Genomic DNA, 21143 nt, shown 5'->3' on the forward strand with positions numbered 1-21143 from the left:
TCTCATGAAGATTGCCCCACCCTCTTTTCCGGCCTCGTGGAATATCGAGGCCGCGAAACCTATTGCCGATACGCCGGCCGGGGTGGTTTACGAGCTTACGCGCGGCGCCGGTTCCCTCGCCGTCGCCAAGGTTCTGAAACAGAGAGTACTGAAGGACAGCCTTCGCGGCGCGGATTTCATTAAATGGCGCGCCGGCATCGGCTGCGTGGAGCTGCTCGACCGCTCCGACGATATTCTGCTGATGGAACATGCCGGCACGGAGACCCTGCGCGACGTGCTGTTTCGCGACGGCAACGACGATGCCACCACGGAAATCGCCGCCGATGTCCTGCTCAAATATCACCAGCCATCGCAGCAGCCGCCGCCCTCAAGCCTGCTGGCGCTGCCGCTCTATTTTGAGAGCCTGTTCCGCAAGGCCGAACAGGACCGTACTGACGGCGTGGACAGCCCTTATATAGAGGGAGCCGCGCTGGCGCAGGCACTGATCGACCGGCAGCGAGATATCAAGCCGCTGCACGGCGATCTGCATCACGAGAACATCATGCGCAGTGAACGCGGCTGGATCATCATCGACCCGGCCGGCCTGATCGGCGATGCGGCGCTCGATGTCGCCAATATGTTCTCCAATCCGCTTGACCGTTTCGACCTCACCCGCAGCGAGGCGCGCATCGCCTCCATGGCGGCGATTTTTGCGAAGGCTCTGCAGCGGGACGAACGGCTATTGCTGCAATACGCCTTTGCCTATGGCTGTCTTTCTGCCGCGTGGCATGAAGAGGACGGCAATGCGGAGGAACGCGACAACGAACTCGCCGTCGCGGCCACCATCAAAACGGTGCTCGGACAGTTCTAAGCCGCTTCAATCCCTGACTTCGACCGCAACGGGCGCCGGATATTCGCCGATGAAACCGCGCCAATGGGCGACGGCGAAACCAAGCACGATCAGCGCCATGCCCTGATGAGCGAGCGCGACATGAATATCTACATGCATGAGCAGCGTGGTGATGCCGAGCGCCGCCTGAATGGAGACGAGCACGAAGAACAGCACCGCGCGGCGGGCATGCGGTGTATTAGGCAAGGCGCGGGCCATAGACACCATATGCCATAGCGTGGCGGCAAACAGCGTATAGGCGCCGAGGCGGTGGACGAATTGCACCGTCTTGGGGTTCTCGAAGAGGTTGATCCACCAGGGCTGTTGCAGGAAGAGATCGCCCGGCACCAGCGAGCCGTCCATCAGCGGCCAGGTATTATAGGAGAGGCCGGCATTCAGCCCCGCTACCAATGCGCCGAGATAGATCTGGAAGAGACAGAGCACCGTCAGCAGCGCGGCAAAACCCCTGCCCGTCTTTTCGTCGGCGGCATCAGGCGAATGATGCGACAGCCCGCGCAATATCCAAATGCAGCCCGCAAAGATGAGGCAGGCGATGGTCAGATGTGTGGCAAGGCGATATTGCGAGACATCCGTGCGGTTAACGAGGCCGGAGGACACCATCCACCAGCCGATGAAGCCCTGAAAGCCGCCAAGCGCCAGAAGGCCGACCAACGGCAGGCGCAGGCGCTTTTCGACGCGACCGGTGAGCCAGAAGAAGGCGAGCGGCAAAGCGAAGATGACGCCGATGGTGCGGGCAAGCAGTCGATGCGCCCATTCCCACCAGAAAATCGTCTTGAATTCGTCGAGCGACATGCCCTTGTTGATTTCCTGATATTGGGGAATGCGCTTGTAGAGCTGGAATTCCTCTTCCCATTCGGCGACTGAAAGCGGCGGAATGGCGCCGTGGATCGGCTTCCACTCGGTAATCGACAGGCCGGATTCGGTAAGCCGCGTGGCGCCGCCGACGAGGACCAGACAGAAGAGCGTGAAAAGCACGACGCGCAGCCAGATGCGCAGCAGGCGGCGGTCCTTCTCCTGTTTCTGCAGGGCAGCCTCCACCACCATTTCCGCAGAACCATTTGCCATCGTCATGCCGCTCGAACGCATCTTTCAGGTCTCCCTCATACAGTCATGTTGATTAGGCCCAACCGGCACCACAAAACAAGGCCTCAGGGTTTGCGGCATCCGGTCGCGGCGCTATAGTCCCGCAAAGATATTCAATGACGGAAGACTTCATGCACCCTCGCCTCAGATCGTTCATCGGCACCATCGTCATCATCTGCCTCGTCGTCGTTTACGCCGTGGTGGCGACGGCCATTGCATCGGCGGCGCTGGCGCAATCGCCCTGGTGGGTGCATCTCGCTTATTTCGTGCTGACCGGAATCTTGTGGGTTCTGCCGGCGATGCTGATCATCAAATGGATGGCCGGACCCAAAAAGCAGGGTTAAGCGCCGGCCATTGCATGACACCCTGAGGTCGCAATTTTATAAACCGATTGTTTGCCGCTCAGCGATATAGTCCGACCGAAACAACCGGAGAGAGTGGATGGCGGCTGAGGGGCCGGTCTTTATCAGCGAGGAGCAAGCACCAGCCGCCGTGCAAAACGAGCGGCGGAGTGCTGATCGTCTGTTGATCGATCTGGTCGATGACGCCTCCACCATCCGCTCCGACTGGGAGCGATTGGAAAACGACCCGCTCAATTCGCTGCATCAGGGTTTCGGCTGGTGTTCCATCTGGGCGCAGACGCAGGACAGCGCGCTCCTGACGCTTCGCGGCCGTCAGGGCGGCAAGACGATCTTTCTGCTGCCGCTCGAAATCGTACTGGAAGGCGGCATCCGCAAGGCGCGTTTTCCCGGCGGCCGTTTCAACAATATCAATACGGGGCTTTTCGACCCCTCCTTTGCCGAACAGGCCGGACAGGAAATCGCAGCAGCGATTGCCCGCGAGGCGCGCAAGCTGCTGCATGGCCGGGCGGATATTTTGGCTTTGCAGAACATACCGCTGACGTGGCGCAACAGGACCAATCCCCTCTCGCATCTTGCTTCCGTCGAAAACCAGAATCCGGCCTTCCAGCTTCCCCTGTTCGAAAGCTTCGAAGCCACGCTCCGGCAGGTCAATGCCAAGAGGCGACGGAAGAAATTCCGCATCCAGAGCCGAAGGGCAGAGGAAATGGGCGGTTACAGCCATGTGATCGCACGGTCGCCACAGGAAAAGTGCGAATTGCTGCAGGCGTTTTTCCGCCAGAAGGCCGCCCGTTTCGCCTCGCAGGGCATTCCGGATGTGTTTCGGGATCAATCGGTGCGGGATTTCTTCTACGATCTGGCCAATTTTCCCGAGACGGGCACGGACAGTCTGCTGGAACTGCATGCCATTCGCCTGCATGGCGAAAGCGATGGCGTCATTGCCGCGATAGCAGGCCTTTCGCGCAAGCAGGATCACATCATCTGCCAGTTCGGTTCGATCGATGAATCCGTTTCGGAACTCAGCCCCGGTGAATTGCTGTTCTGGCTGATGATCGAACGGGCATGTGGCGAAAAGGCGGCGATCTTCGATTTCGGCGTCGGCGACCAGCTTTATAAGCGCAGCTGGTGCCCGCTTTTCACCGTGCAACACGATATATTCCTGCCGGTGACGTTGAAGGGTCGTGTTGCGGCCTCGGCCTATGTCGCCATCGCCCGGACAAAAAGCCTGATCAAATCCAATCCCGCGCTTTATGCGCTCATTCAGCGTTTTCGCGCTGGACGCTCGAAGTTGGACACTGCCACCGACTGAGCAGTTTTTTTGCCGCGTCTCAGGCCGCGCTCAGATGGTCCGGCTTGCGCATGCCGGTCATCGGCAATGCCTGTTCATAGCCCTCAGCAACCAGTTCACCGAGCGTCTTTTCCAGCAATTCGCTATCCTTACCGGGAACCGAGACGATGATTTCCGCCGGCAGGTTGCGCAGCATTTTCCCGAGGCTCGAAATCTGCACCGCGCCGCATTCGACGAGGACGGTATCATAAGCGTCGGAGAGCGCGCCGAGGATCATCGTCAGACGGTCTATCGCGCGCATGGCCTCACGCGGCTGCGCATTGCCGCGCGGCACGATATGGGCGTCGGACAGGCGGTCGCCGTGAATGGTTTCACCGAAGGCGGCCGCGCCCGCCAGAAGGTCCATGACACCGGGAAGCCCGGCTTCCGGCGCCATCAACCGCGTCGGACAGGCTGACGCCGTCATGTCGACGAGAACGACCGAACGGCCCATTTCGGACAAAGCACGCGCCAGCATGACGGACGTGGTCGAGCCGCTATCACCGGCCGGCGACACGATTGCGGCGACCGGTTTGGCAAGGCGGGTGGCCAGGAAACCTGCGACCGCGTCGATGGAGAAATCGTCATCGGTATCGATTGCCTCCTCTTTCGCAGCCGTGACATCTTCCACCGGCAAGGCCGGCATGGCAGCAGCAGCGACGGCCGGTGCATGCCGTTCTTCCTCTTCGGCAACGGGCTGGTATGCCGCGACCGGCATGGTCCGCGCAGCAGGCTGCACGGTTTCAGGGCGCGCCGCTACAGGCTGTTCCGGCACATCCGTTGTCTTGTCCGGATCGGCTGGAGCACGCGGAGGAGAAGGCGGATCGGAGAGCGGCGGAACCTGATTCCTGCCCATCGGTTTCAAGGCCCGGCCGGTGAAAAGCTCCACCAGCATGACGACGATGCAGGACAGCAGAAACGCCGCCAGCGTCACGACGATGGTGATGGCGCCGGTCTTCGGGAAATAGGGTTCACGCGGCTCCACCGCCGTCGAGATGACGCGTGCATCGGCTGGCGTGGAATCCACCGAGCCGGCGCGCGACGTCGCTTCGCGATAGCGGGCAAGATAGGTTTCCAGAAGCTGCCTTTGCGCCGAGGCTTCCCGCTCCAGATCGTTGAGGCCGACCTGCTGTTCGCCCGCCCGCACGCTTTCCGATTTCAGCATGTTCAGCTGCTGGACCAGCTGTCGCTCCCGCAGGCGCGAAACATTGGCCTCGTTTTCGAGACTTGCCAGCACCTTGCGGGTCTCTTCCTGAATCTGCCGCTGTATGCCGTCGAGCTGGTTGCGCAGCGCGCGGATGCGTGGATGGCCTTCCAGCAGCGAGGACGAGAGATCGGAAATCTGGCTGCGGATGGTCGTTTCGTTTTCCTTCAGCCTCTGGATCGTCGGGGAACCGACGACATCGGGAAAAGTATCGAGCGGGCGGCCGCTTGCAAGCGCGCTGCGCACGCCTTCCGCCCGCGCCTCCGCATTGGCGCGCTCTCCGCGGATACGGCCGAGTTCGGTGGAGATATCGCTGAGCTGGCGGGTGGCGAGCGTTTCGCCCTGCCCCGCCGAGAGAAGATCGGAGGAGGCGCGGTAATCCGCGACCTTCCTGTCGGCCTCGCGCACCTTTTCGCGCAGATTGGCGATTTCCGGCTCCAGCCAGCGCGCCGCTTCCGTGCTTGTATCCAGCTTCGCGCCGCTTTGCAGGGCGATATAGGCCTTCATCATCTCATTGGGGATGGCGGCGGCCAGCTTGGGGTCCTGCGAGGAAAATTCGACCGTGATGACGCGCGAGCTTTCGACCTGATAGACCTGCAGCTTTTCCCGGAAGGCGCTCAGCACCCGCTCTTCGGGCAGCACCTGAAGCGGGTCCTTCTTGACGCCGACGGCGACCAGGAGCTGCGAGATGAGCGAAGGATGGGCCTCCGGATCGAACTCATCCAGCTCGTAAAGCTTCATGTCTTTGGCGACCTGCTTGATGAGGTCGACCGATTGCAGGATCTGCACCTGGCTGGAAACGGTCAATTCGTCGAGCACGGGTTCGGCGGGCGCATTGGACTGCTGCGAGGCACCGAAGGAGGCCGCGCGGGATTCGATAAGCACGCGCGCCTCGCCCTTGTAGGCGGGCGACATCATGCTTGAGATCACGAAGGCGGCGCCCCCGGCAAGAAGCGTGATTGCCGCGATCCGGCCCTTGCGCTGCCAAATGGCCGCGACAAGCTGCGCAAGATCGATATCCACATCCCTGTCGTCAATGCGATCGCCGTTCATGCGGGCTCCGTAACCGAGACAAACCTCGGGCGCTCAAATATAGATGGTCAATTTTCGCGAAGTTTAAGTCTTGCCGGTAACACAACAGTTAATCCCTGCGAATCCGACGAAATAAAGCCGATATTACCAACGCTCGCGCCGGTCGTTTACCGCACATTAACCCTAACAGAACGATAAGAATGATCAAAGTTCGACTCGGAGCCAGATGAGATGCCGCTCGCCGGATCACGACATGTCACCGCACTGACGCTCGCCGTTCTGACGGCCCTTTCCGGCTGCGCGGCATATCAACCCGCTCCGAGGTCGTTCAACGAAGCCGCCCTGCAGCCCTATCATGTCGATAGCGGCGACAGGCTGCGCATCAACGTGTTCGAGCAGGCCGGGCTGACCAACACCTATACGGTCGATCAGGCCGGTTATGTCGCCTTCCCGCTCGTCGGCCAGGTTCCGGCACGCGGCAAGACCCTGCCGCAGCTCGAAGCCGCCATCGCCGCCAAACTGCGCCAGGGTTATCTTCGCGATCCGGACGTGACGATCGAGATCGACCGTTATCGCCCGGTCTTCATCATGGGCGAAGTCGGCCGTCCCGGCCAATATTCCTATGTGCCGGGCATGACCGTGCAAAACGCCATCGCCATTGCCGGCGGCTTCACCCCGCGCGCCAATCAGGCCGATGTCGACATTACCCGCAAGATCAATGCCGAGGTGATGACCGGCCGGATCGGTATCACCGCCCCCATTCTGGCCGGCGATACCGTCTATGTGCGTGAACGCTTCTTCTGAAAACGGAGTGGCGAACGTGTCGGATGACGGCCCTCCCCTGCGCATCATTCACTGCTTCCGCTCCCCGGTGGGCGGTGTCTTCCGCCATGTGCGCGACCTCATCGAAGAACATGTGAAACAGGGCCACAAGGTCGGCATCGTTTGCGACAGCTCCACCGGCGGCGCGCATGAGGAACGGCTTTTCGCACAGATCACCCCGATGCTGGAGCTTGGCCTCACCCGCCTGCCCATCCGGCGGTCAATCAGTCCCGGCGACCTCATGGCGCTGTGGAAATCCTACAAGCACATCAAAAGTTTGCGGCCGGACATTCTGCACGGGCACAGCGCCAAGGGTGGCGCTCTTGCCCGACTGATCGGCTCACTCCTGCGGGCGAACAGGTATCGCGTAGCCCGCCTCTATTCACCACATGGCGGCAGCCTGCATTACGCCAGAAACAGCCTCAAAGGGCAGCTTTTCCTGCGGCTGGAGCGGTTTCAGGAACATTTCACCGATGCGCTCTGTTTCGTCTGCAATTTCGAGCAGGCGACTTACGAGGCCAAGGTCGGCAGGCCGCGCACCCGCACCGCGATGATCTATAACGGCGTGCAGGAAAGCGAGTTCGAAACCGTGCCTGCCCGCGAAGATGCCGCCCGTTTTCTCTATATCGGCATGTTGCGCGACCTCAAGGGACCGGACGTCTTCATCAAGGCATTTGCAAAAATGGAACGCAGCATCGGCCAGCCGATGACCGGCGTGATCGTCGGCGACGGACCGGACAGGGACAAATATGCCGCGATGATCGACAAAGCCGGGCTTTCCCGACGGATTTCCATGCATGCGGCCATGCCCGCCAGGCAGGCCTTCGAACTGGCAACGACAGTGGTAGTGCCGTCGCGCGCCGAAGCCATGCCCTATATCGTGCTCGAAGCGCTTGCGGCGGGAAAAACGGTCATCGCCTCGCATGTCGGCGGCATTCCCGAAGTCCTTGGAAAAGACAGCGAGGCGCTCGTGCCGGCTGGCGACGCCGATGCGCTGGCACGGATCATGGTCAAGGATGCCGAGGATGCCGGCTGGGCGCAGCGGATCATGCCTCGCCCGGACAGCTTCAAGGCGAAATTTTCAACCCCGGTCATGGCGGATGAGATGATGAAACTCTATCGCGACCTGTTATCGACCTGATAGTCATTTCAAAAACACGATTTTTAATTGTATATTCCGGCCGTCCTGTAGAAACTCATCATAAACGTTTCTTAGCATGTTTCGGCTAGTTTTCTGCTCGTAGAGCGCCGCGTGTCCGTTCGGATGCACGAAGGGCGCTCTACCACTTTGAGGTTGCGCATCGTTCCGGTCGAAAATCCAATGCGATTTTAAGGCCGATGCGCTGGAGGGTGCGGACCAAGGCAATGACCAAGACTGACAAGGACAGGCTGCAATTCGATCTGGCGTCATTGCGCAAGAAGCTCTCCGACCATGAAGCCGGCGGGGCTTCGGCCTCCGAAACCGTCGTTCTCAATCCGCTTGCTCGGCAGATCGCCAACCAGCTTCGCGCCGGCAACCATTCGCCCAACATGGTGATCGGGCAATTGCGGCTTCTGGAATTCACGATGCTCGTCGTCATCGCCGCCATCGTCAACGGCATCGCAGCCGATCGCGGTCTCGAAACCTTTCTGTCGGTTTTCGGCGGCGGCGTGCTGGGGGCGGCGCTCTGCGTGTTTCTGTTGCAGGCCGGTGATTGCTATCAGCTTCCGACACTGCGCACGCCGCTGAAGATGTTCGCCCGCATTCAGGGCGCAGTGTGCCTCTCCTTCGTGGGAATTGCCTGTTTCCTTCTCCTCTTCTTTCCCGATGCGCTGCATTCCTGGCAGGCCTTCGGCATCTGGTATGCAACGGGTGCGGTGGCGATCTTCGCCGGGCGGCTGATCCTCGGCTTCGCCATTCGCCACTGGGGCCGTAACGGCGTCATGGAACGCCGTGCCGTCATCGTCGGCGGCGGCGATACCGCCAAGGACCTTATCCGCTCGCTGGAGCAGCAGTCCGATAACGATATCCGCATCTGCGGTATCTTCGATGACCGGAAAAGCGCCCGTTCTCCCGAGGTTGTCGCCGGCTATCCCAAGCTCGGCACCTTTGCGGAGCTGGTGGAATTTGCCCGCCTGACGAAGCTGGACATGCTGATCATCGCCCTGCCGCTCAGCGCCGAGGCGCGCATTCTCCAGCTTCTGCGCAAGCTGTGGGTGCTGCCGGTCGATATCCGCATTGCGGCGCATGCCAATAAATTGCGTTTCCGCCCCCGCGCCTATTCCCATGTCGGCAAGGTGCCGATGCTCGATGTGTTCGACAAGCCGATCCGCGACTGGGATTCGGTGGCGAAACGGGTGTTCGACATCACCTTCAGCCTCATCGGCATCGCCCTTTTATGGCCGGTGATGGTGGGCGCGGGAATTGCCGTGAAAACAACCTCGAAAGGCCCGGTCCTTTTCAAGCAGAAGCGCCACGGCTTCAACAATGAGACCATCAACGTCTGGAAGTTCCGTTCCATGTATACGGAACTCAGCGATCCGACCGCGAAAAAGGCCGTGACGAAGAACGACCCGCGCGTCACGCCCGTCGGCCGCTTCCTGCGCAAATCCTCGATGGACGAACTGCCGCAGCTTTTCAACGTTCTTTATGGCGATCTTTCGCTCGTCGGGCCGCGTCCGCATGCCGTTCATGCCCAGACGGGCGACCTTAAATATACCGAGGTGGTGGAGCACTATTTCGCGCGCCACAAGGTCAAGCCCGGTGTTACCGGCTGGGCGCAGATCAACGGCTGGCGCGGCGAGATCGACCATGGCGACAAAATCAAGTTCCGTACCGAATACGATCTCTATTACATCGAGAACTGGTCGCTGTTCCTCGATCTGAAAATCCTGTTCCTCACGCCGATACGGTTGCTGAAATCGGAAAACGCCTATTGACCCACACCGGCTACCAGCACGCACCGGATTTCGACGCGCCGCTGGCCGCCATGCGGCTCGTCGGTTCGTTCTTCATCGCATTCGGCGTGTTCCTTTCCGGTTTCGTCATTTCCGAGCCGGCGCCCTATGAGCTGATGATGGTGGGACAGGTGGCCCTGTGGTTCCTGCTCGGCCTTCGCCTTTCACGCACCGTCGTCCTGCTTCTGTGCCTGCTGCTTGCCTTCAATGTCGGCGGTTATCTTTCGCTCACCACCATGGCCGATCTGGACGAGGGGCCGCTTTATCTCGCCGTCTCGACCTTTCTGGCGCTGACCTCGGTTTTTTATGCGGCGATCGTCGAGGACAAATACCAGCGGCTGCTTTTGATTTTCCGGGCCTGGCTTGCGGCGGCGCTCATCACCGCCCTGCTCGGCATCATCGGATATTTCCACGCCATTCCGGGTTTCGAGGTCTTCACCCTTTACGACCGCGCCAAGGGCGCCTTTCAGGACCCGAACGTTTTCGGTCCCTTTCTGGTGACGCCCTCGCTTTACCTCATTTACGGCCTTCTCACCGGCAAGGCGATGCATGCGCCCTGGCGGATCGCCGGGCTGCTCATCCTGTCGCTTGCTGTGTTCCTGTCGTTCTCGCGCGCGGCCTGGGGCCTGTTTCTGTTCGCCACCATCCTCCTCGTCTTCGTGATGCTGCTGAAGGAGCGCACGGCCGCGTTTCGCCTGAAGATACTCGTGCTGTTTCTTGTCGCCGCCGGGCTGATGGTCGCGGCGGTCATCATCGCGCTGCAGTTCAAGCAGGTGGCGGATCTGTTCTCCAGCCGCGCTTCGGCGGTGCAATCTTATGACGGCGGCCATCTCGGGCGTTTTGCCCGCCACTATCTCGGCTTCCTGCTCGCCATGGAACACCCGCTCGGCATCGGCCCCATGGTGTTCGACAATATCTTTCCCGCCGCCGAACATAATATCTGGCTGAAGAGCCTGACGACGCATGGCTGGTTCGGTTTCGTGATCTATCTCGTGTTGATCTGCTGGACCATCGCCGCCGGTTTCAGGCACCTGCTGCGACCACGGCCCTGGCAGCCGTTTCTCATCATTTCCTGGGTAACCTTCGTCGGGCATGTAATGATCGGCGCCGTCATCGATACCGACCACTGGCGACACTTCTTCCTGCTGCTCGGCATATTGTGGGGATGCATGGCGCTTGAAAAACGCGAAAGCCTGCGCCGCCGCACGCGTGCCGCATAAACCGCTTACCCTTACGGAACCTTACGCCATTTCATGCGTTTAGCCCCGGATTCTGATTGTCAAACGGGGAGACATCTTAATGACGCAGACCAATAATCTCTATCTCATTATCGGCGCACTCATCGTGGTCATCGCAGGCCTTGGCGTCTATGTCTGGCACGAGGAAAGCAAGCCGAAGGGGATCGAGATGAATATCGGCCCGAACGGCGTCTCCGTTCAGGAGAACTGATCCGCAAGCGTCGCGCAAAGTCCGGCCATTAGGACCGGGTGCATCCCAAGCCGAACACGGCAGGGATTCGCCCGGTCTTCTTATGAGAGGAGACGAAAGGCGGGAGCGATGCCCGCCGAGCCGGTTCGGTACGAATGATGCGTATCGCCCGATCAAGGAAACAGCTAGCGCAATGGTCTCCTCCATCGACCTGTCCACACGCCTCACCGCCACCAGACTGGCCCTCAAGGCCATCAAGGAGCAGGAAGACAATTCCGCCGTCACATCCTCCTCCACAACGCGGACGTCTCTCCTCGATTCCTACGGGCTGGACACCACCTCCTCCTCGTCTTCCACCAACACGCGGCTCACGCAGCTTCTGGCGCAATATGCCCAGACCTCGAACGAGGATACGCAGACCGACGACACGGATACCCAGCTTTCTTCCGGCGATATTACCACGGCCGATTTCATGAAGGAGCTGAAGGAGACGCTGGAAGAACTGACCGCAGATCCGGACAAGGCTTCGCAGGCCAAGGCCATGCTGGAGGCTTTGACGGCCGGCACGCTGACCGTCTCCGATCCCGCCGAGGGTGCGCAAATAAAGGCCTGGGATGTGGCCTCCGATAAAGAAACCACCTCCAGGCCGGCCACGGATATCGCCATGACGGGATGGAGCGACTTTCTGAAAGACCATCTCAAACGCGACGGCTCGGCCTATGCGAGAAGCGAGACCGGCGCCTATGTCGATACCGTTTCCGGCGACAACGCGTTTTTCGGCAGTGTCGGCAGCCGCTATTATTATCTCACCTGGCCGCAGGCGAAAAACGGCACTTTGACCGTATAAGCTGAATTCCCCGATGCCCGAGCGGATGGCCGCGACATGGAAAATGCCGCAGCCTCGCTTTCAACGTCTGCTCAGACGGCAGGTGCGGCAGCCGTTTCGGCTCCGCCGGAAAGCGCCTTCTGCAACTGCGCTTCCTGCGCCGGCGACAGCGACGTCTTGATGACCCGCCCGCGCAGGCCTTCGAATTCCGCCAGCACCTTTTCCGGCTGCACCTTGCGGATCAGCACGAACAGCGCTGAAGAACCGTTGGGAATGGTCTCGCCGAGCGATTTGATGAAATCGTCGTCGATGCCGAAATCCGTTAGCGAACCCGCAAGAGCCCCCGTGCCGGCACCGATCGCGCCGCCGATGGCAAATCCCGCCAGTGGATTGAGGAAAAGCAGGCCGACGAGGCCGCCCCAGAGACCGCCGGACAGGAAACCGGAGCTTGCGCCGATCGCCGTCAGATTGACGCTTTGTTTCAGATGCACCTTGCCATCTTCATCGCGAACGACAACCACGGCATCTTCCAGATCGACCAGATATTCCTTTTTAAGGCCTGCAAGCTTCAGAAGCACCCTGTCGGCCACTTCCGTTCCGTCAAAACCAACAACGACGAGTTCGGACATAGTTCGTCTCCCTGAGTTTCAATTCCGCTGCGATTGAACGCCGAAGCGGGCGGCTTGTTCCGGCAATGATGGAAAGGGGATGTGTCATGCGTTTGACGGCCGCCCATCCGGGCTGCTTAGCCCTCTCTAGGCCATCCACACCCTTTGCTCCTTTTTTTATGAAAAGACCATTTTCCGCTTGCGCCCTAACAGGCTTATATATAAACGGCTTTCAGGTTCGGAGCGTAGCGCAGCCCGGTAGCGCACTTGACTGGGGGTCAAGGGGTCGTGGGTTCGAATCCCGCCGCTCCGACCATTAAAATCAGATAGATAGCCAGTTCCCCCAGAGCTGGCTATATTTGTTTCAGCTATCTGGTAACCTGCGCCATGCGCGAATTTAAAAGCCCGGATTGGGCTATGCGTTTGTCCAGGCCTGAGAATGAGGTGTGCCGAGATGGCCAAAAAAACGAAGATAGAACACTCAGAATTCTCGGGCGAGTTTGAAGACGACGGCATCACGGTTCTGGTTGATATCTACCGGCCCGCTGGCACCCAGCAGGACTGGACGCTCGAAGTCATCAGCGAGCATGACGATGTCACCACCTGGGACGAACCCTTCGCGACCGACAAAGATGCCTGGGAAGAATTCCTGGCAACGTGTGAGAAGGACGGGATTCGCAGCTTTCTGGATGGCGAAGAACCGTTTTTTCACTAACGTTCAATTCCGCAGTGCCGGACTGTAAAGGGCGACGCCCATTGCGTTGTTGACTCTCTGCTAAAATTAGAACATTTAGTGAACAAAAGAGAGGTCATCCACTATGTCCGACGCTGAAAAAACCACCCCCATACGGCCTGACGACATAGCCGGATATGTCATCCAGTGTCACGACGGCGATGCAAAGGCAGCTGTCGAAGCCCTTCTCGGCGAAATCGAGCATCTGCAGGAACAGCTTTCCCTGGCGGTCGCCATTATGGGAAGGGGATATACGCGCGGATGGACGCCGCTGGACGGGATTGGGCGCTGATAAGCCCTGTCATTGCACCAGACCGGAGAAGCCGATAACTTCCCGCAGATAGCGAACCTTCACTGCCAATCGTCGCGAGGTGTTGAATGGATATCGATGAAGAGAAAATCGATGACACGGTGCTTGCACTGTTATGGCTGACCCTTCACAACGACTACTACGCTTGGAAGGGGCATGACTGGGATGTGCTGGAGCGTTTGCACCAGAAGGGCATGATCGATAACCCTGTCAATAAATCGAAGTCGCTAGGGCTGACGCATGAAGGGCGTCAGCGTTCGGAGGCGTTGTTTCGGCAACTCTTTACGCGACAGTGATCGAGTTAAGTCGCCGTCACGCAGTATCGCCTGACAGATTGGAATGGCCGCAGCTTTTCTGAGGCGATGCCGAGTTCACCCGGCATCGTGGTACGTGATTTACCCGATCATGAATCGTATACTATTGAGAGTTGGGACTGGCGCAGCAATCAGCCCTTGTCCGCCAGCTGACCGATTTCGCGGTCGATCAGGTAAAGCGCATTGGGGCCGTCGCCGATCAGCTCGATCTTGCCGAGTATGGTGCGGCAAAGGCTGTCTTCCTCATGCTGCTCATCCACGAACCATTGCAGGAATGAGGTTGTGGCGTGGTCTTTTTCCACTTGGGCAAGATCGACTGCCGCGTTGATGGCGGCGGTGACGCGGGATTCGTGCTCCGTCACGATGCTGAACAGCCCCTTGATGTCGTTTGCCGTGACCTGCGGCGCCGGCAGTTCGGAAAAGGTGACGCGTGCGCCAAGATCGTTCAGAAAGCCGAAGATGCGGTGCATGTGCTCCAGCTCTTCCGCCGCATGGCCGAGCAGGAATTTATAGCAACCGTCGAGATTCCGTTCCGCCGCCCATGCGGCCGCCTGAAGATAGGCGTGGTGGGCGCGCAGCTCGCCATTGAGGAGATCGTTCAGCGTCGTTTCGATAACTTTGTTTGCCATGGTTTCATCCTTGGTTTCGGGGTTGAAGAAGCGGATTTGCGGTGCGGATTGGCGCGGCCTGAAAGGCGGGGCGTTATTGTGCGGGCGTCACCTGCCCGAGCGCCGTCTCCAGCCTTTCGCTCTTCATGACGAGCTTGGGCCGCAGCTTCTCGGCCTTTTGTCTGACGGCTTCGAGATTGACGGGCTTGCCGACCTGAATGATGCCGATCATCGCCATCATCAGATGCGGCGGGCAATAATAGAGATAGACGCCCTCCTTCTCGACAGTGACGGTGAAGGCCTCATCGAGCTTGCTTTTCCAAGGGCTAACGCCTTCCGGAACCGCATAGGACTGCACATAGTGGCTGGAATTTTGCGGCACGAAGGTAATGGTGTCGCCCGGCTCCGCCTTCACGTATGAAGGCTCGAACACCATGCCGCCATCCTTGCCGTAATTGAGCATCAGTATCTTGTGTTCGGCGGCAAGGGATGGCGTGACGGGCAGGATTACGGCCAAAGCCGTGGCAAGCGTCATCAAAAATCGTTTCATGCAATTATTCCTTCAAGGGTTTTGAAATGTTCGAGCGGCGGGTCGCCCGTTGGCTGGATGACGGGATTGCCGCGCCGGTCGCGCAACACCTCCACGGCAACGCCATAGGTCTCGGAAATGAGCTTCGGGGTGACGATATCGCCCGGTGCGCCTGCCGCCTTCAGCGCGCCATCCGAAATCACCAGCAGCTTGTCGGCATATTGGCAGGCGAGATTGAGATCATGCAGCACGACAAGCGTCACCCGGCCATTGACGCGGGTTTCCTGCCGCACCAGATCGAGAAGCGCCACCTGATGCTTGAGGTCCAGCGCGCTGACAGGCTCATCGAGCAGCATCGCCTGCGGTTCACGCATCAGAACCTGCGCAAAAAGCGCCATCTGCCGTTGCCCGCCGCTGAGCGAGGCGATCTCCCTGCCCGCCAGATGGGCTATTCCGGCCTGATGCAGGCGTGTCATCGCCAGATCGAGCGTTTCGTCGTCGATATGAAGCGAAAGCCGGCCGAAGCGGCCGAGCGCCACCACCTCCAGCACACTGAGCGCTATATCGGCGGCCGTGTCCTGCGGCATATAGGCGAAACGATCCCGCCATTCCCTTCTGTGCCGCCCTGCCCTTTCCCCGGCCTGAAGGCGACGATCACCGAGGCTGATCGCGCCTGCAGCGAGCGGCAGGTCGCCGAAGATCGCTCTGAGAAGCGTCGTCTTACCTGTGCCGTTCGGGCCGATGACGGCGTGGATTTGCCCGGGCTCCAGGCGTGCCGAGAGGTCTCTCACAATAACCTGCCCGCCCCGTTCGACGGAAATATTATCCAGAACCATCATCGGCCGCGCCTCTTCGGAGCGAAAATCAGCCACAGGAGAAACGGCACGCCGACAATGGCGGTGACGATGCCGACCGGGAACAGAGCGCCGGGAATGATCGATTTGGAGAGAATCGAGGCTGCCGAAAGCATCAGCGCGCCGCTCAGTACCGACATCGGCAAAAAGAAGCGCTGATCCTCGCCCACCGTCATACGGGCGATATGCGGCGCGACCAGCCCGATGAAACCGATGACCCCGACAAAACTCGTTGCCGTCGCTGTCATGATGGCGACGATGATGAGAACCTTCATGCGCAGCAGGCGCACATTGATGCCGAGGCTGGCTGCCCGCATTTCCCCCATCCTCAGCGCCGTCAGTTTCCAGCAATCCGCCATGAGCAGGGCGCAGCAGAAAGCGGTGACGGCGGCTGTCAAACCAAGCGTTGGCCAGGTCGCCTTGGTCAGGCTGCCGAACAGCCAGAAAAGAATCTGCTGCGACAGTTCCGGCGAGGACAGGAACTGGATGAGCGACAGCAGCGACTGAAACAGGAAAAGAAGCGCGATGCCGCCGAGAATGATGGTTTCGGCCGTCATCTGCCGCATGGAGGCCAGCATGAAGAGAAAGAGCGCGGCGAACATGGAAAAGACGAAAGCGCCGAGCGGAACGGCAATCATGGCATCCAGCCCGAGACCGCCGAGCGAAAGCACCAGCGCGGCGCCAAAGCCCGCCGCAGCCGCCATGCCGAGCGTATAGGGGCTCGCCATGGGATTATTCAGCAAGGTCTGCATCTGCGCGCCGCCGGCGCCGAGCGCCGCTCCAACGGCGAGCGCCATCAGCGCCATGGGCAGGCGAAGGCCGCGCACGATGGAATCGGTCATCGCCGCCCGTTCGCCAAGGCCGGTCAGCGACTTCACCACTTCAGCGGGCGACAGCAGCGAGGGACCGGTGGCGATATCGAGAACGAGGCTCACCGCCATCAGCACGAAAAAGACCAAGACGACGCGCCAGCGACGACGTTCACGCAGCCGGTGCGCACCGATGGCTTCGGCATTGCGGGCGGCAATTGTCATGGAAAACCTGTTTGAAAAAGACGGTGAAAAACGGACGCCGTGCCGTGGCGTCCGCGGAATTTAACCTTCAGCGGCAAGCAAATATGCTTTTCCGCCGCCGGCCACAGAACCATCAATCCTTGACGGCGATGGCAAAGGTGCCTTCAGGCGTGACCGGCAGGTACTTCCTGTAATAGCCGAGATAGTTGGCGATCGGATCGACATCCTTGAACTGCTCGGGATAAAGCTGCTTGGCGATATATTGCACCATGGCGAAATCGGAGAGTGTGCGCGACGCCCCCTGATAGACACCGAACAGTTGACCGTTCTTGATGGCCGGCACTTCACTCCAGCCCTGACGGGTTTCGAAGGCCTTAAGCTTTTCGCGGGCATCCGCTGCCTTCACCGCCTGCCCCATCGGCAGCGCCGCGGGGTTCTTGTTGTTTTCACGGCCGGAAATAAAGATGGCGTCGGGCTTCGAAGCCAGAACCTGCTCGGGATTGATCGGTCCCCACCACTCAACGAAAGGTGCTGCGATATTGTCGCCGCCAGCGGCGGTGGACATGGCGCCCCACATGTTCTTGCCATAGGTGAAGGAATATTCGGCCGGTCCCTTATTGCCGAATTCGACATAGACCTTCGGTTTCGGCTGACCGGATTTCGCCACCCGTTCGGCGACATCCTTCAGAGAACCGGCGTAGAATTCCGCAATTTCCTTGCCGCGCTGCTGCTGGCCGGTGAGTTCGCCGAAAAGCCGGGTGGAGGCGACGTGGCGCTCGACCGTCTGGGCGTTGTAGTCGACGACAACGACGGGAATGCCCTCTTCTTCCAGACGGTCGGCATCGAGACCGAGCGCCTTGTATTGCCAATCCGCCAGAATCACCAGATCGGGATTGAGGCTCAGAACTTTTTCGACTGAGAAGGTCTGGGCTTCGACTTCGCCGACATCGGCAATATCCGCAAGCGAGGCGCGGTGAGCGAGATGCATTTTCCAGTTGGCGGGAACCCAGCCTTCCCACGCTTCGCGGGAAATGCCGACAACGGAATCATAGGCCTTTTCGCCACCCACCGCCATGTAGTCCTCGAAATAGAAACCGAGAACGACGCGTTTTGCAGGAAGATCAACCTTCACCTCGCGTCCGATGACGTCGGTGATGGTCTTCTCTGCAGCGGTGGCGGAAGGTGCGATAAAGAAAACGGATAAGAACGATGCGGCAAGGCCGCCGATAAATGTTTTGCGGGTCATGATGCGATCCAGAAGTTGAAACAATGCCGCTCTATAAAAGGTGACACTACGAGTCAACTTAAATCGCTAGATCACATAAGTTGCTAATATAAAAATGAAAATTGTCATTTCCGGTAAAATGCACACCGGGAAATATCCGCCGGGCGGCGGCGATAGATGCTGCGCCGCCGCGCCCTCAGCCGGCCAAGATCTCTGGGTTGCGCCCGTCCCGATAACCTCCGTCATCCAGACAGGACGCAAGATCCCGTTCAGATCATTGAAGTGTGCCCTGTGGGAAATGCGCCCGAGCCGACTTCAGAACTCGTTGGAGGCGATGGCGAAATCGTCGATGACAGGCATCTTTTCCGCGTTCTCCCAAGTCCGGTCCATGGCGTAAGTTTCCGAGAGATAGGGAATGCCGATATGGCCGAAGCGGAAGGAAAGCTGGCTTTCCGCCTGTTCCTCATCAAGCTTTGCCACGCGGCTGAGATAGAGCGCGGTGGCGAGGCCTGTCCTGTCCGCCCCGGCCTTGCAATGAATGAGAATTGGCTTCGGCGCATCGCGCATGATGGCGACCAGCTCGTTGACCCTGTTCATGTCAAGCTCCTGGCTTGCCGACATGCCGAAATCGATATGATTAAGTCCCAGTTCGCGGGCGGTTTCGACCTCATCGCGATACCAGGCCTTGGATTCGTTCGCGCCGCGCAGATTGATGACCGTCCTGATACCATGGTCTTTGGTATAGCGGACGAGTTGCTCATTGCTCGGCTGGTTGGAGCGATAAAGCTGCCCCGCGACAACCTCGTGAAAATTGCCCAGGAGCTGAATGGCGTAGAGGTAACCGCCTGCGGCAAGCACAGCAATACCCATGCCCCAAAAGGAGCACTTCCAAAATCTTCGCATAATAAAACGGTTCCCTCATTCGACGAGAGAACCGATACAGACGGATTCTGACAGTAAGCTGAAAGTTATGCGACAGTATTGTAAGAGTAGAAAATTTGCGCTTGATCAACGCACGAAAACGTAAACCGCATAGACCGCGATGAGCGCGGCGGCGGCTGCCGCGGTGATGGCGCCAAGGCGTTTTTCGATGAAATGACGCACCGATTCCCCGTATTTCTGCAGCAATCCGGCAAGGATGAAAAAGCGCGCGCCGCGCGTGACGACGGCCGAAAGAATGAACAGGCCAAGGCTGATATTGGCCGCGCCGGAGAGGATAGTCACGACCTTGATCGGCGGCAGATGCGCGAGCCCCGATGTCACCAGCAGGAGAACGATGGTTTCGTAGTCAACGGAGTTCTTCAGATGCTCGAAGCTGTCGAGCTTGCCGTAAAATTCGAGAATGGGCCGCGCGATGCTTTCAAAGGCATAGTGGCCGAGGAACCAGCCGGCGATTCCGCCAAAAACCGAGGCGACAGTTGCCACGAGCGCATAAAACATCGCCTTTTTCGGCCTGGCCAGCACCATGGGCAGGAAAAGCACATCGGCAGGCACAACGAAGATGGAGCTTTCCACGAAAGCCACGATTGCCAGCCACCACACGGCGGTTTTGCGCGCGGCGAGCGCCATCGTCCAGGCATAGATGTTTTTCAGCATGTCGTGTCCCCGGGGAAGAGTGTTGCGGAGTGAAGGAAGGCGGGAGCAAAGGCATATCGGCGGTGATTCATGCGGTTGCCGACGGGCCGGAGAGACCGGCCCCGAATGAGGATTAGAGACAACGCAAGAGAATGGCAAATGTTGGAAAATTTATTTTTGCATCGCAAAAAATCATAAAGACGAGCATTTCCAGCCCTCACCGCAAGCCGGTTGTTGCAATGCGAAATTTCAGCCTGTGGTAGATGAACTCGCCTTTTTGCTGTAGAATAAGAGGTGGAGGAAAGAGGAGGAAGTTATCATGGACTATGTAAACTTCGTTACATCGATCAATCCGGTCATACTTGTCATTCTGCTGGTGGTTCTTCTTGCAGGCGCCTACAGTAGCTGGGTTTCGCACTAATCCAAGCGAACCACGCGACCAAATGAGATGAGGCTCTTTTTCTATCGGCGATAGGCATCGGGCCGGATGGATGTTATCAATCCCGGAGTTAAACAACTTCCGGGAAGCCGCATGACGAACGAATTCGCATTTACTGATACGTCTGAAAAGCTGAGCACGACGCTTGAGAAGCTGATAGGAAAGCTGCAGGGTCAGACGATCACGTTGCGCGAGTTGATGGAAGCGATCGGCGAACAGGGCCTTTTGCTCATCTGCGCAATCGCCTCCCTGCCCTTTCTCATCCCGGTTTCCATTCCCGGCGTCAGCACGGTCTTTGGTGCGGCGATCATTCTTGTCAGCCTGGCAATCACCCTCAACCGCCTGCCATGGCTGCCGGCAAAAATCCTCGACCGGCAGATGGAGACGGCAAAGCTCGTTCCCGCCCTTCAAAAAGGCGTCGCCATTGTCTCCAAGCTCGACGGTTTCATTCGCCCGCGCATTCCCGCGCTGACGACCGGCATCATCGCCAACCGCATAAACGGACTTGCGCTGATGACGGCGGGCGTATTGCTGATGATGCCGCTCGGCTTCATTCCCTTCTCCAACACCCTCCCAGGCGTTGCGATCCTGCTTTTTTCGGCAGGGATGATTCAGAGGGATGGCGTCACCGTGCTCGGCGGCTACCTGTTTCTGGGGCTGACGGCGATTTATTTCGCAGCGCTCGCCTATGCGGCCTTCTGGGCCGGCCAGGGCATCAGCAGTTCCATCGGCGCATAAGACCTATTGCCGGTCGCCATTGCGGGTGTCGCGGCGGTTCTGCCGCGATGCCCACCAGACCGCCAGCCGTCGCCGCTGGCGGCGAACCGCCGGCAGATCGTGGGAAAGCACGACGAGACCGAGCGGAACCATCCAGAAGCCGAGAACGGGCAGGAAACCCAGCGTTCCGCCCACCACCAGCGCCGAGCCCGTCGCAATCCTGCCGACACGCGAACGCGGCATGGCAAAGCTCCATTTTCCGACATGGAGGCGGTGCGTTCTGTGGTCGATACCGAATTTCATTCCATCCT

The 21143-nt window shown here is 59.2% G+C and carries 24 protein-coding genes and 1 tRNA gene; 14 read left to right on the plus strand and 11 right to left on the minus strand.

What is annotated here, in order from left to right:
- Window positions 1-4 precede the first annotated feature (4 nt).
- Entirely contained in the window at window positions 5-850 is an 846-nt protein-coding gene (locus ACQZ40_RS05565) for an aminoglycoside phosphotransferase family protein (RefSeq protein ID WP_448747539.1), read from the plus strand.
- 6 nt (window positions 851-856) lie between these two features.
- Here the strand turns inward: ACQZ40_RS05565 and ACQZ40_RS05570 are convergent, their stop codons facing one another.
- Window positions 857-1960 carry a COX15/CtaA family protein gene (locus tag ACQZ40_RS05570; protein ID WP_338811076.1) on the minus strand — a complete coding sequence of 368 codons (1104 nt, stop codon included), beginning with the start codon at window positions 1958-1960 and terminating at the stop codon, window positions 857-859.
- Window positions 1961-2103: 143 nt separating this feature from the next.
- On the opposite strand from ACQZ40_RS05570, the gene ACQZ40_RS05575 reads away from it, so the two are divergent.
- Both ACQZ40_RS05575 and uppA read left to right on the plus strand, forming a co-directional pair.
- Complete coding sequence (locus ACQZ40_RS05575; protein ID WP_271045068.1) at window positions 2104-2316, plus strand: DUF2842 domain-containing protein; 213 nt, start codon at window positions 2104-2106, stop codon at window positions 2314-2316.
- A 97-nt stretch (window positions 2317-2413) separates the two neighbouring features.
- Window positions 2414-3640: a polysaccharide biosynthesis GNAT family N-acetyltransferase UppA gene (gene uppA, locus ACQZ40_RS05580; RefSeq protein WP_448747540.1), complete on the plus strand. Its 1227-nt coding sequence runs from the start codon at window positions 2414-2416 to the stop codon at window positions 3638-3640.
- A gap of 19 nt (window positions 3641-3659) precedes the next feature.
- On the opposite strand, the gene uppB is transcribed toward uppA, so the two are convergent.
- Window positions 3660-5915 (minus strand): polysaccharide biosynthesis protein UppB, encoded by a 2256-nt coding sequence (uppB, locus tag ACQZ40_RS05585; protein ID WP_448747541.1) that lies wholly within the window; start codon window positions 5913-5915, stop codon window positions 3660-3662.
- 210 nt (window positions 5916-6125) lie between these two features.
- Here uppB and uppC point away from each other — a divergent pair, with 210 nt between their 5' ends.
- The 6 genes from uppC (at window position 6126) to ACQZ40_RS05615 (ending at window position 11928) form a co-directional block, all read left to right on the plus strand.
- Window positions 6126-6698: a polysaccharide export protein UppC gene (gene uppC / locus ACQZ40_RS05590; RefSeq protein ID WP_003502309.1), complete on the plus strand. Its 573-nt coding sequence runs from the start codon at window positions 6126-6128 to the stop codon at window positions 6696-6698.
- Window positions 6699-6714: 16 nt separating this feature from the next.
- Window positions 6715-7857 (plus strand): polysaccharide biosynthesis type 4 glycosyltransferase UppD, encoded by a 1143-nt coding sequence (uppD, locus tag ACQZ40_RS05595; protein WP_448747542.1) that lies wholly within the window; start codon window positions 6715-6717, stop codon window positions 7855-7857.
- Window positions 7858-8081: 224 nt separating this feature from the next.
- Window positions 8082-9635: a polysaccharide biosynthesis glycosyltransferase UppE gene (gene uppE, locus ACQZ40_RS05600; protein WP_080852228.1), complete on the plus strand. Its 1554-nt coding sequence runs from the start codon at window positions 8082-8084 to the stop codon at window positions 9633-9635.
- Window positions 9632-10873, plus strand: coding sequence for a polysaccharide biosynthesis O-antigen ligase family protein UppF (gene uppF / locus ACQZ40_RS05605; RefSeq protein ID WP_448747543.1), 1242 nt, complete (start codon window positions 9632-9634; stop codon window positions 10871-10873). The genes uppE and uppF overlap by 4 nt, the downstream gene beginning before the upstream one ends.
- A gap of 79 nt (window positions 10874-10952) precedes the next feature.
- The gene (locus tag ACQZ40_RS05610; protein WP_104679367.1) at window positions 10953-11102 is read left to right on the plus strand and encodes a hypothetical protein; all 150 of its coding nucleotides are present in this window, start codon (window positions 10953-10955) and stop codon (window positions 11100-11102) included.
- A gap of 172 nt (window positions 11103-11274) precedes the next feature.
- Entirely contained in the window at window positions 11275-11928 is a 654-nt protein-coding gene (locus ACQZ40_RS05615) for a hypothetical protein (RefSeq protein ID WP_448747544.1), read from the plus strand.
- 71 nt (window positions 11929-11999) lie between these two features.
- Here the strand turns inward: ACQZ40_RS05615 and ACQZ40_RS05620 are convergent, their stop codons facing one another.
- The gene (locus ACQZ40_RS05620) at window positions 12000-12536 is read right to left on the minus strand and encodes a DUF1269 domain-containing protein (protein ID WP_080856241.1); all 537 of its coding nucleotides are present in this window, start codon (window positions 12534-12536) and stop codon (window positions 12000-12002) included.
- 218 nt (window positions 12537-12754) lie between these two features.
- Here ACQZ40_RS05620 and ACQZ40_RS05625 point away from each other — a divergent pair.
- From ACQZ40_RS05625 to ACQZ40_RS05640, 4 genes are all read left to right on the plus strand, one after another.
- Window positions 12755-12831 (plus strand) — tRNA-Pro (locus tag ACQZ40_RS05625).
- 138 nt (window positions 12832-12969) lie between these two features.
- Window positions 12970-13230: a hypothetical protein gene (locus ACQZ40_RS05630; RefSeq protein WP_448747545.1), complete on the plus strand. Its 261-nt coding sequence runs from the start codon at window positions 12970-12972 to the stop codon at window positions 13228-13230.
- 103 nt (window positions 13231-13333) lie between these two features.
- Window positions 13334-13540 carry a hypothetical protein gene (locus tag ACQZ40_RS05635; protein ID WP_125145982.1) on the plus strand — a complete coding sequence of 69 codons (207 nt, stop codon included), beginning with the start codon at window positions 13334-13336 and terminating at the stop codon, window positions 13538-13540.
- Between the two features lie 86 nt (window positions 13541-13626).
- Complete coding sequence (locus ACQZ40_RS05640) at window positions 13627-13854, plus strand: DUF6429 family protein (RefSeq protein WP_125145983.1); 228 nt, start codon at window positions 13627-13629, stop codon at window positions 13852-13854.
- A 149-nt stretch (window positions 13855-14003) separates the two neighbouring features.
- Here ACQZ40_RS05640 and ACQZ40_RS05645 read toward each other — a convergent pair whose 3' ends face one another.
- The 7 genes from ACQZ40_RS05645 to ACQZ40_RS05675 all read right to left on the minus strand — a co-directional run bounded on the left by ACQZ40_RS05645 (window position 14004) and on the right by ACQZ40_RS05675 (window position 19697).
- The gene (locus tag ACQZ40_RS05645; RefSeq protein ID WP_125145984.1) at window positions 14004-14501 is read right to left on the minus strand and encodes a ferritin; all 498 of its coding nucleotides are present in this window, start codon (window positions 14499-14501) and stop codon (window positions 14004-14006) included.
- Window positions 14502-14574: 73 nt separating this feature from the next.
- Complete coding sequence (locus tag ACQZ40_RS05650) at window positions 14575-15030, minus strand: pseudoazurin (RefSeq protein WP_078054034.1); 456 nt, start codon at window positions 15028-15030, stop codon at window positions 14575-14577.
- Complete coding sequence (locus tag ACQZ40_RS05655) at window positions 15027-15848, minus strand: ABC transporter ATP-binding protein (RefSeq protein WP_448747546.1); 822 nt, start codon at window positions 15846-15848, stop codon at window positions 15027-15029. The genes ACQZ40_RS05650 and ACQZ40_RS05655 overlap by 4 nt, the downstream gene beginning before the upstream one ends.
- Window positions 15845-16897, minus strand: coding sequence for a FecCD family ABC transporter permease (locus tag ACQZ40_RS05660; RefSeq protein WP_448747547.1), 1053 nt, complete (start codon window positions 16895-16897; stop codon window positions 15845-15847). The genes ACQZ40_RS05655 and ACQZ40_RS05660 overlap by 4 nt, the downstream gene beginning before the upstream one ends.
- A gap of 112 nt (window positions 16898-17009) precedes the next feature.
- Window positions 17010-18122: an ABC transporter substrate-binding protein gene (locus ACQZ40_RS05665; RefSeq protein WP_174056652.1), complete on the minus strand. Its 1113-nt coding sequence runs from the start codon at window positions 18120-18122 to the stop codon at window positions 17010-17012.
- A 294-nt stretch (window positions 18123-18416) separates the two neighbouring features.
- Complete coding sequence (locus ACQZ40_RS05670) at window positions 18417-18971, minus strand: dual specificity protein phosphatase family protein (protein ID WP_271045058.1); 555 nt, start codon at window positions 18969-18971, stop codon at window positions 18417-18419.
- Between the two features lie 138 nt (window positions 18972-19109).
- Complete coding sequence (locus ACQZ40_RS05675; protein ID WP_080856238.1) at window positions 19110-19697, minus strand: YqaA family protein; 588 nt, start codon at window positions 19695-19697, stop codon at window positions 19110-19112.
- Between the two features lie 511 nt (window positions 19698-20208).
- On the opposite strand from ACQZ40_RS05675, the gene ACQZ40_RS05680 reads away from it, so the two are divergent.
- Complete coding sequence (locus tag ACQZ40_RS05680; protein WP_003521567.1) at window positions 20209-20853, plus strand: exopolysaccharide biosynthesis protein; 645 nt, start codon at window positions 20209-20211, stop codon at window positions 20851-20853.
- Window positions 20854-20856: 3 nt separating this feature from the next.
- Here the strand turns inward: ACQZ40_RS05680 and ACQZ40_RS05685 are convergent, their stop codons facing one another.
- On the minus strand, window positions 20857-21135 hold the full coding sequence (locus ACQZ40_RS05685; protein ID WP_125145988.1) for a hypothetical protein: 279 nt from the start codon (window positions 21133-21135) through the stop codon (window positions 20857-20859).
- Window positions 21136-21143 lie beyond the last annotated feature (8 nt).

Source organism: Agrobacterium sp. 16-172Ci (assembly GCF_053522725.1).

What these genes read in the sequence shown, in the direction of transcription:
- ACQZ40_RS05565 (WP_448747539.1), top strand. Translation starts at nt 5, where the DNA reads ATGAAGATTGCCCCACCCTCTTTTCCGGCCTCGTGGAATATCGAGGCC.
- ACQZ40_RS05570 (WP_338811076.1), bottom strand. Translation starts at nt 1,960, where the DNA reads ATGACGATGGCAAATGGTTCTGCGGAAATGGTGGTGGAGGCTGCCCTG.
- ACQZ40_RS05575 (WP_271045068.1), top strand. Translation starts at nt 2,104, where the DNA reads ATGCACCCTCGCCTCAGATCGTTCATCGGCACCATCGTCATCATCTGC.
- uppA (WP_448747540.1), top strand. Translation starts at nt 2,414, where the DNA reads ATGGCGGCTGAGGGGCCGGTCTTTATCAGCGAGGAGCAAGCACCAGCC.
- uppB (WP_448747541.1), bottom strand. Translation starts at nt 5,915, where the DNA reads ATGAACGGCGATCGCATTGACGACAGGGATGTGGATATCGATCTTGCG.
- uppC (WP_003502309.1), top strand. Translation starts at nt 6,126, where the DNA reads ATGCCGCTCGCCGGATCACGACATGTCACCGCACTGACGCTCGCCGTT.
- uppE (WP_080852228.1), top strand. Translation starts at nt 8,082, where the DNA reads ATGACCAAGACTGACAAGGACAGGCTGCAATTCGATCTGGCGTCATTG.
- ACQZ40_RS05610 (WP_104679367.1), top strand. Translation starts at nt 10,953, where the DNA reads ATGACGCAGACCAATAATCTCTATCTCATTATCGGCGCACTCATCGTG.
- ACQZ40_RS05615 (WP_448747544.1), top strand. Translation starts at nt 11,275, where the DNA reads ATGGTCTCCTCCATCGACCTGTCCACACGCCTCACCGCCACCAGACTG.
- ACQZ40_RS05620 (WP_080856241.1), bottom strand. Translation starts at nt 12,536, where the DNA reads ATGTCCGAACTCGTCGTTGTTGGTTTTGACGGAACGGAAGTGGCCGAC.
- ACQZ40_RS05630 (WP_448747545.1), top strand. Translation starts at nt 12,970, where the DNA reads ATGGCCAAAAAAACGAAGATAGAACACTCAGAATTCTCGGGCGAGTTT.
- ACQZ40_RS05635 (WP_125145982.1), top strand. Translation starts at nt 13,334, where the DNA reads ATGTCCGACGCTGAAAAAACCACCCCCATACGGCCTGACGACATAGCC.
- ACQZ40_RS05640 (WP_125145983.1), top strand. Translation starts at nt 13,627, where the DNA reads ATGGATATCGATGAAGAGAAAATCGATGACACGGTGCTTGCACTGTTA.
- ACQZ40_RS05645 (WP_125145984.1), bottom strand. Translation starts at nt 14,501, where the DNA reads ATGGCAAACAAAGTTATCGAAACGACGCTGAACGATCTCCTCAATGGC.
- ACQZ40_RS05650 (WP_078054034.1), bottom strand. Translation starts at nt 15,030, where the DNA reads ATGAAACGATTTTTGATGACGCTTGCCACGGCTTTGGCCGTAATCCTG.
- ACQZ40_RS05655 (WP_448747546.1), bottom strand. Translation starts at nt 15,848, where the DNA reads ATGATGGTTCTGGATAATATTTCCGTCGAACGGGGCGGGCAGGTTATT.
- ACQZ40_RS05660 (WP_448747547.1), bottom strand. Translation starts at nt 16,897, where the DNA reads ATGACAATTGCCGCCCGCAATGCCGAAGCCATCGGTGCGCACCGGCTG.
- ACQZ40_RS05665 (WP_174056652.1), bottom strand. Translation starts at nt 18,122, where the DNA reads ATGACCCGCAAAACATTTATCGGCGGCCTTGCCGCATCGTTCTTATCC.
- ACQZ40_RS05670 (WP_271045058.1), bottom strand. Translation starts at nt 18,971, where the DNA reads ATGGGTATTGCTGTGCTTGCCGCAGGCGGTTACCTCTACGCCATTCAG.
- ACQZ40_RS05675 (WP_080856238.1), bottom strand. Translation starts at nt 19,697, where the DNA reads ATGCTGAAAAACATCTATGCCTGGACGATGGCGCTCGCCGCGCGCAAA.
- ACQZ40_RS05680 (WP_003521567.1), top strand. Translation starts at nt 20,209, where the DNA reads ATGACGAACGAATTCGCATTTACTGATACGTCTGAAAAGCTGAGCACG.
- ACQZ40_RS05685 (WP_125145988.1), bottom strand. Translation starts at nt 21,135, where the DNA reads ATGAAATTCGGTATCGACCACAGAACGCACCGCCTCCATGTCGGAAAA.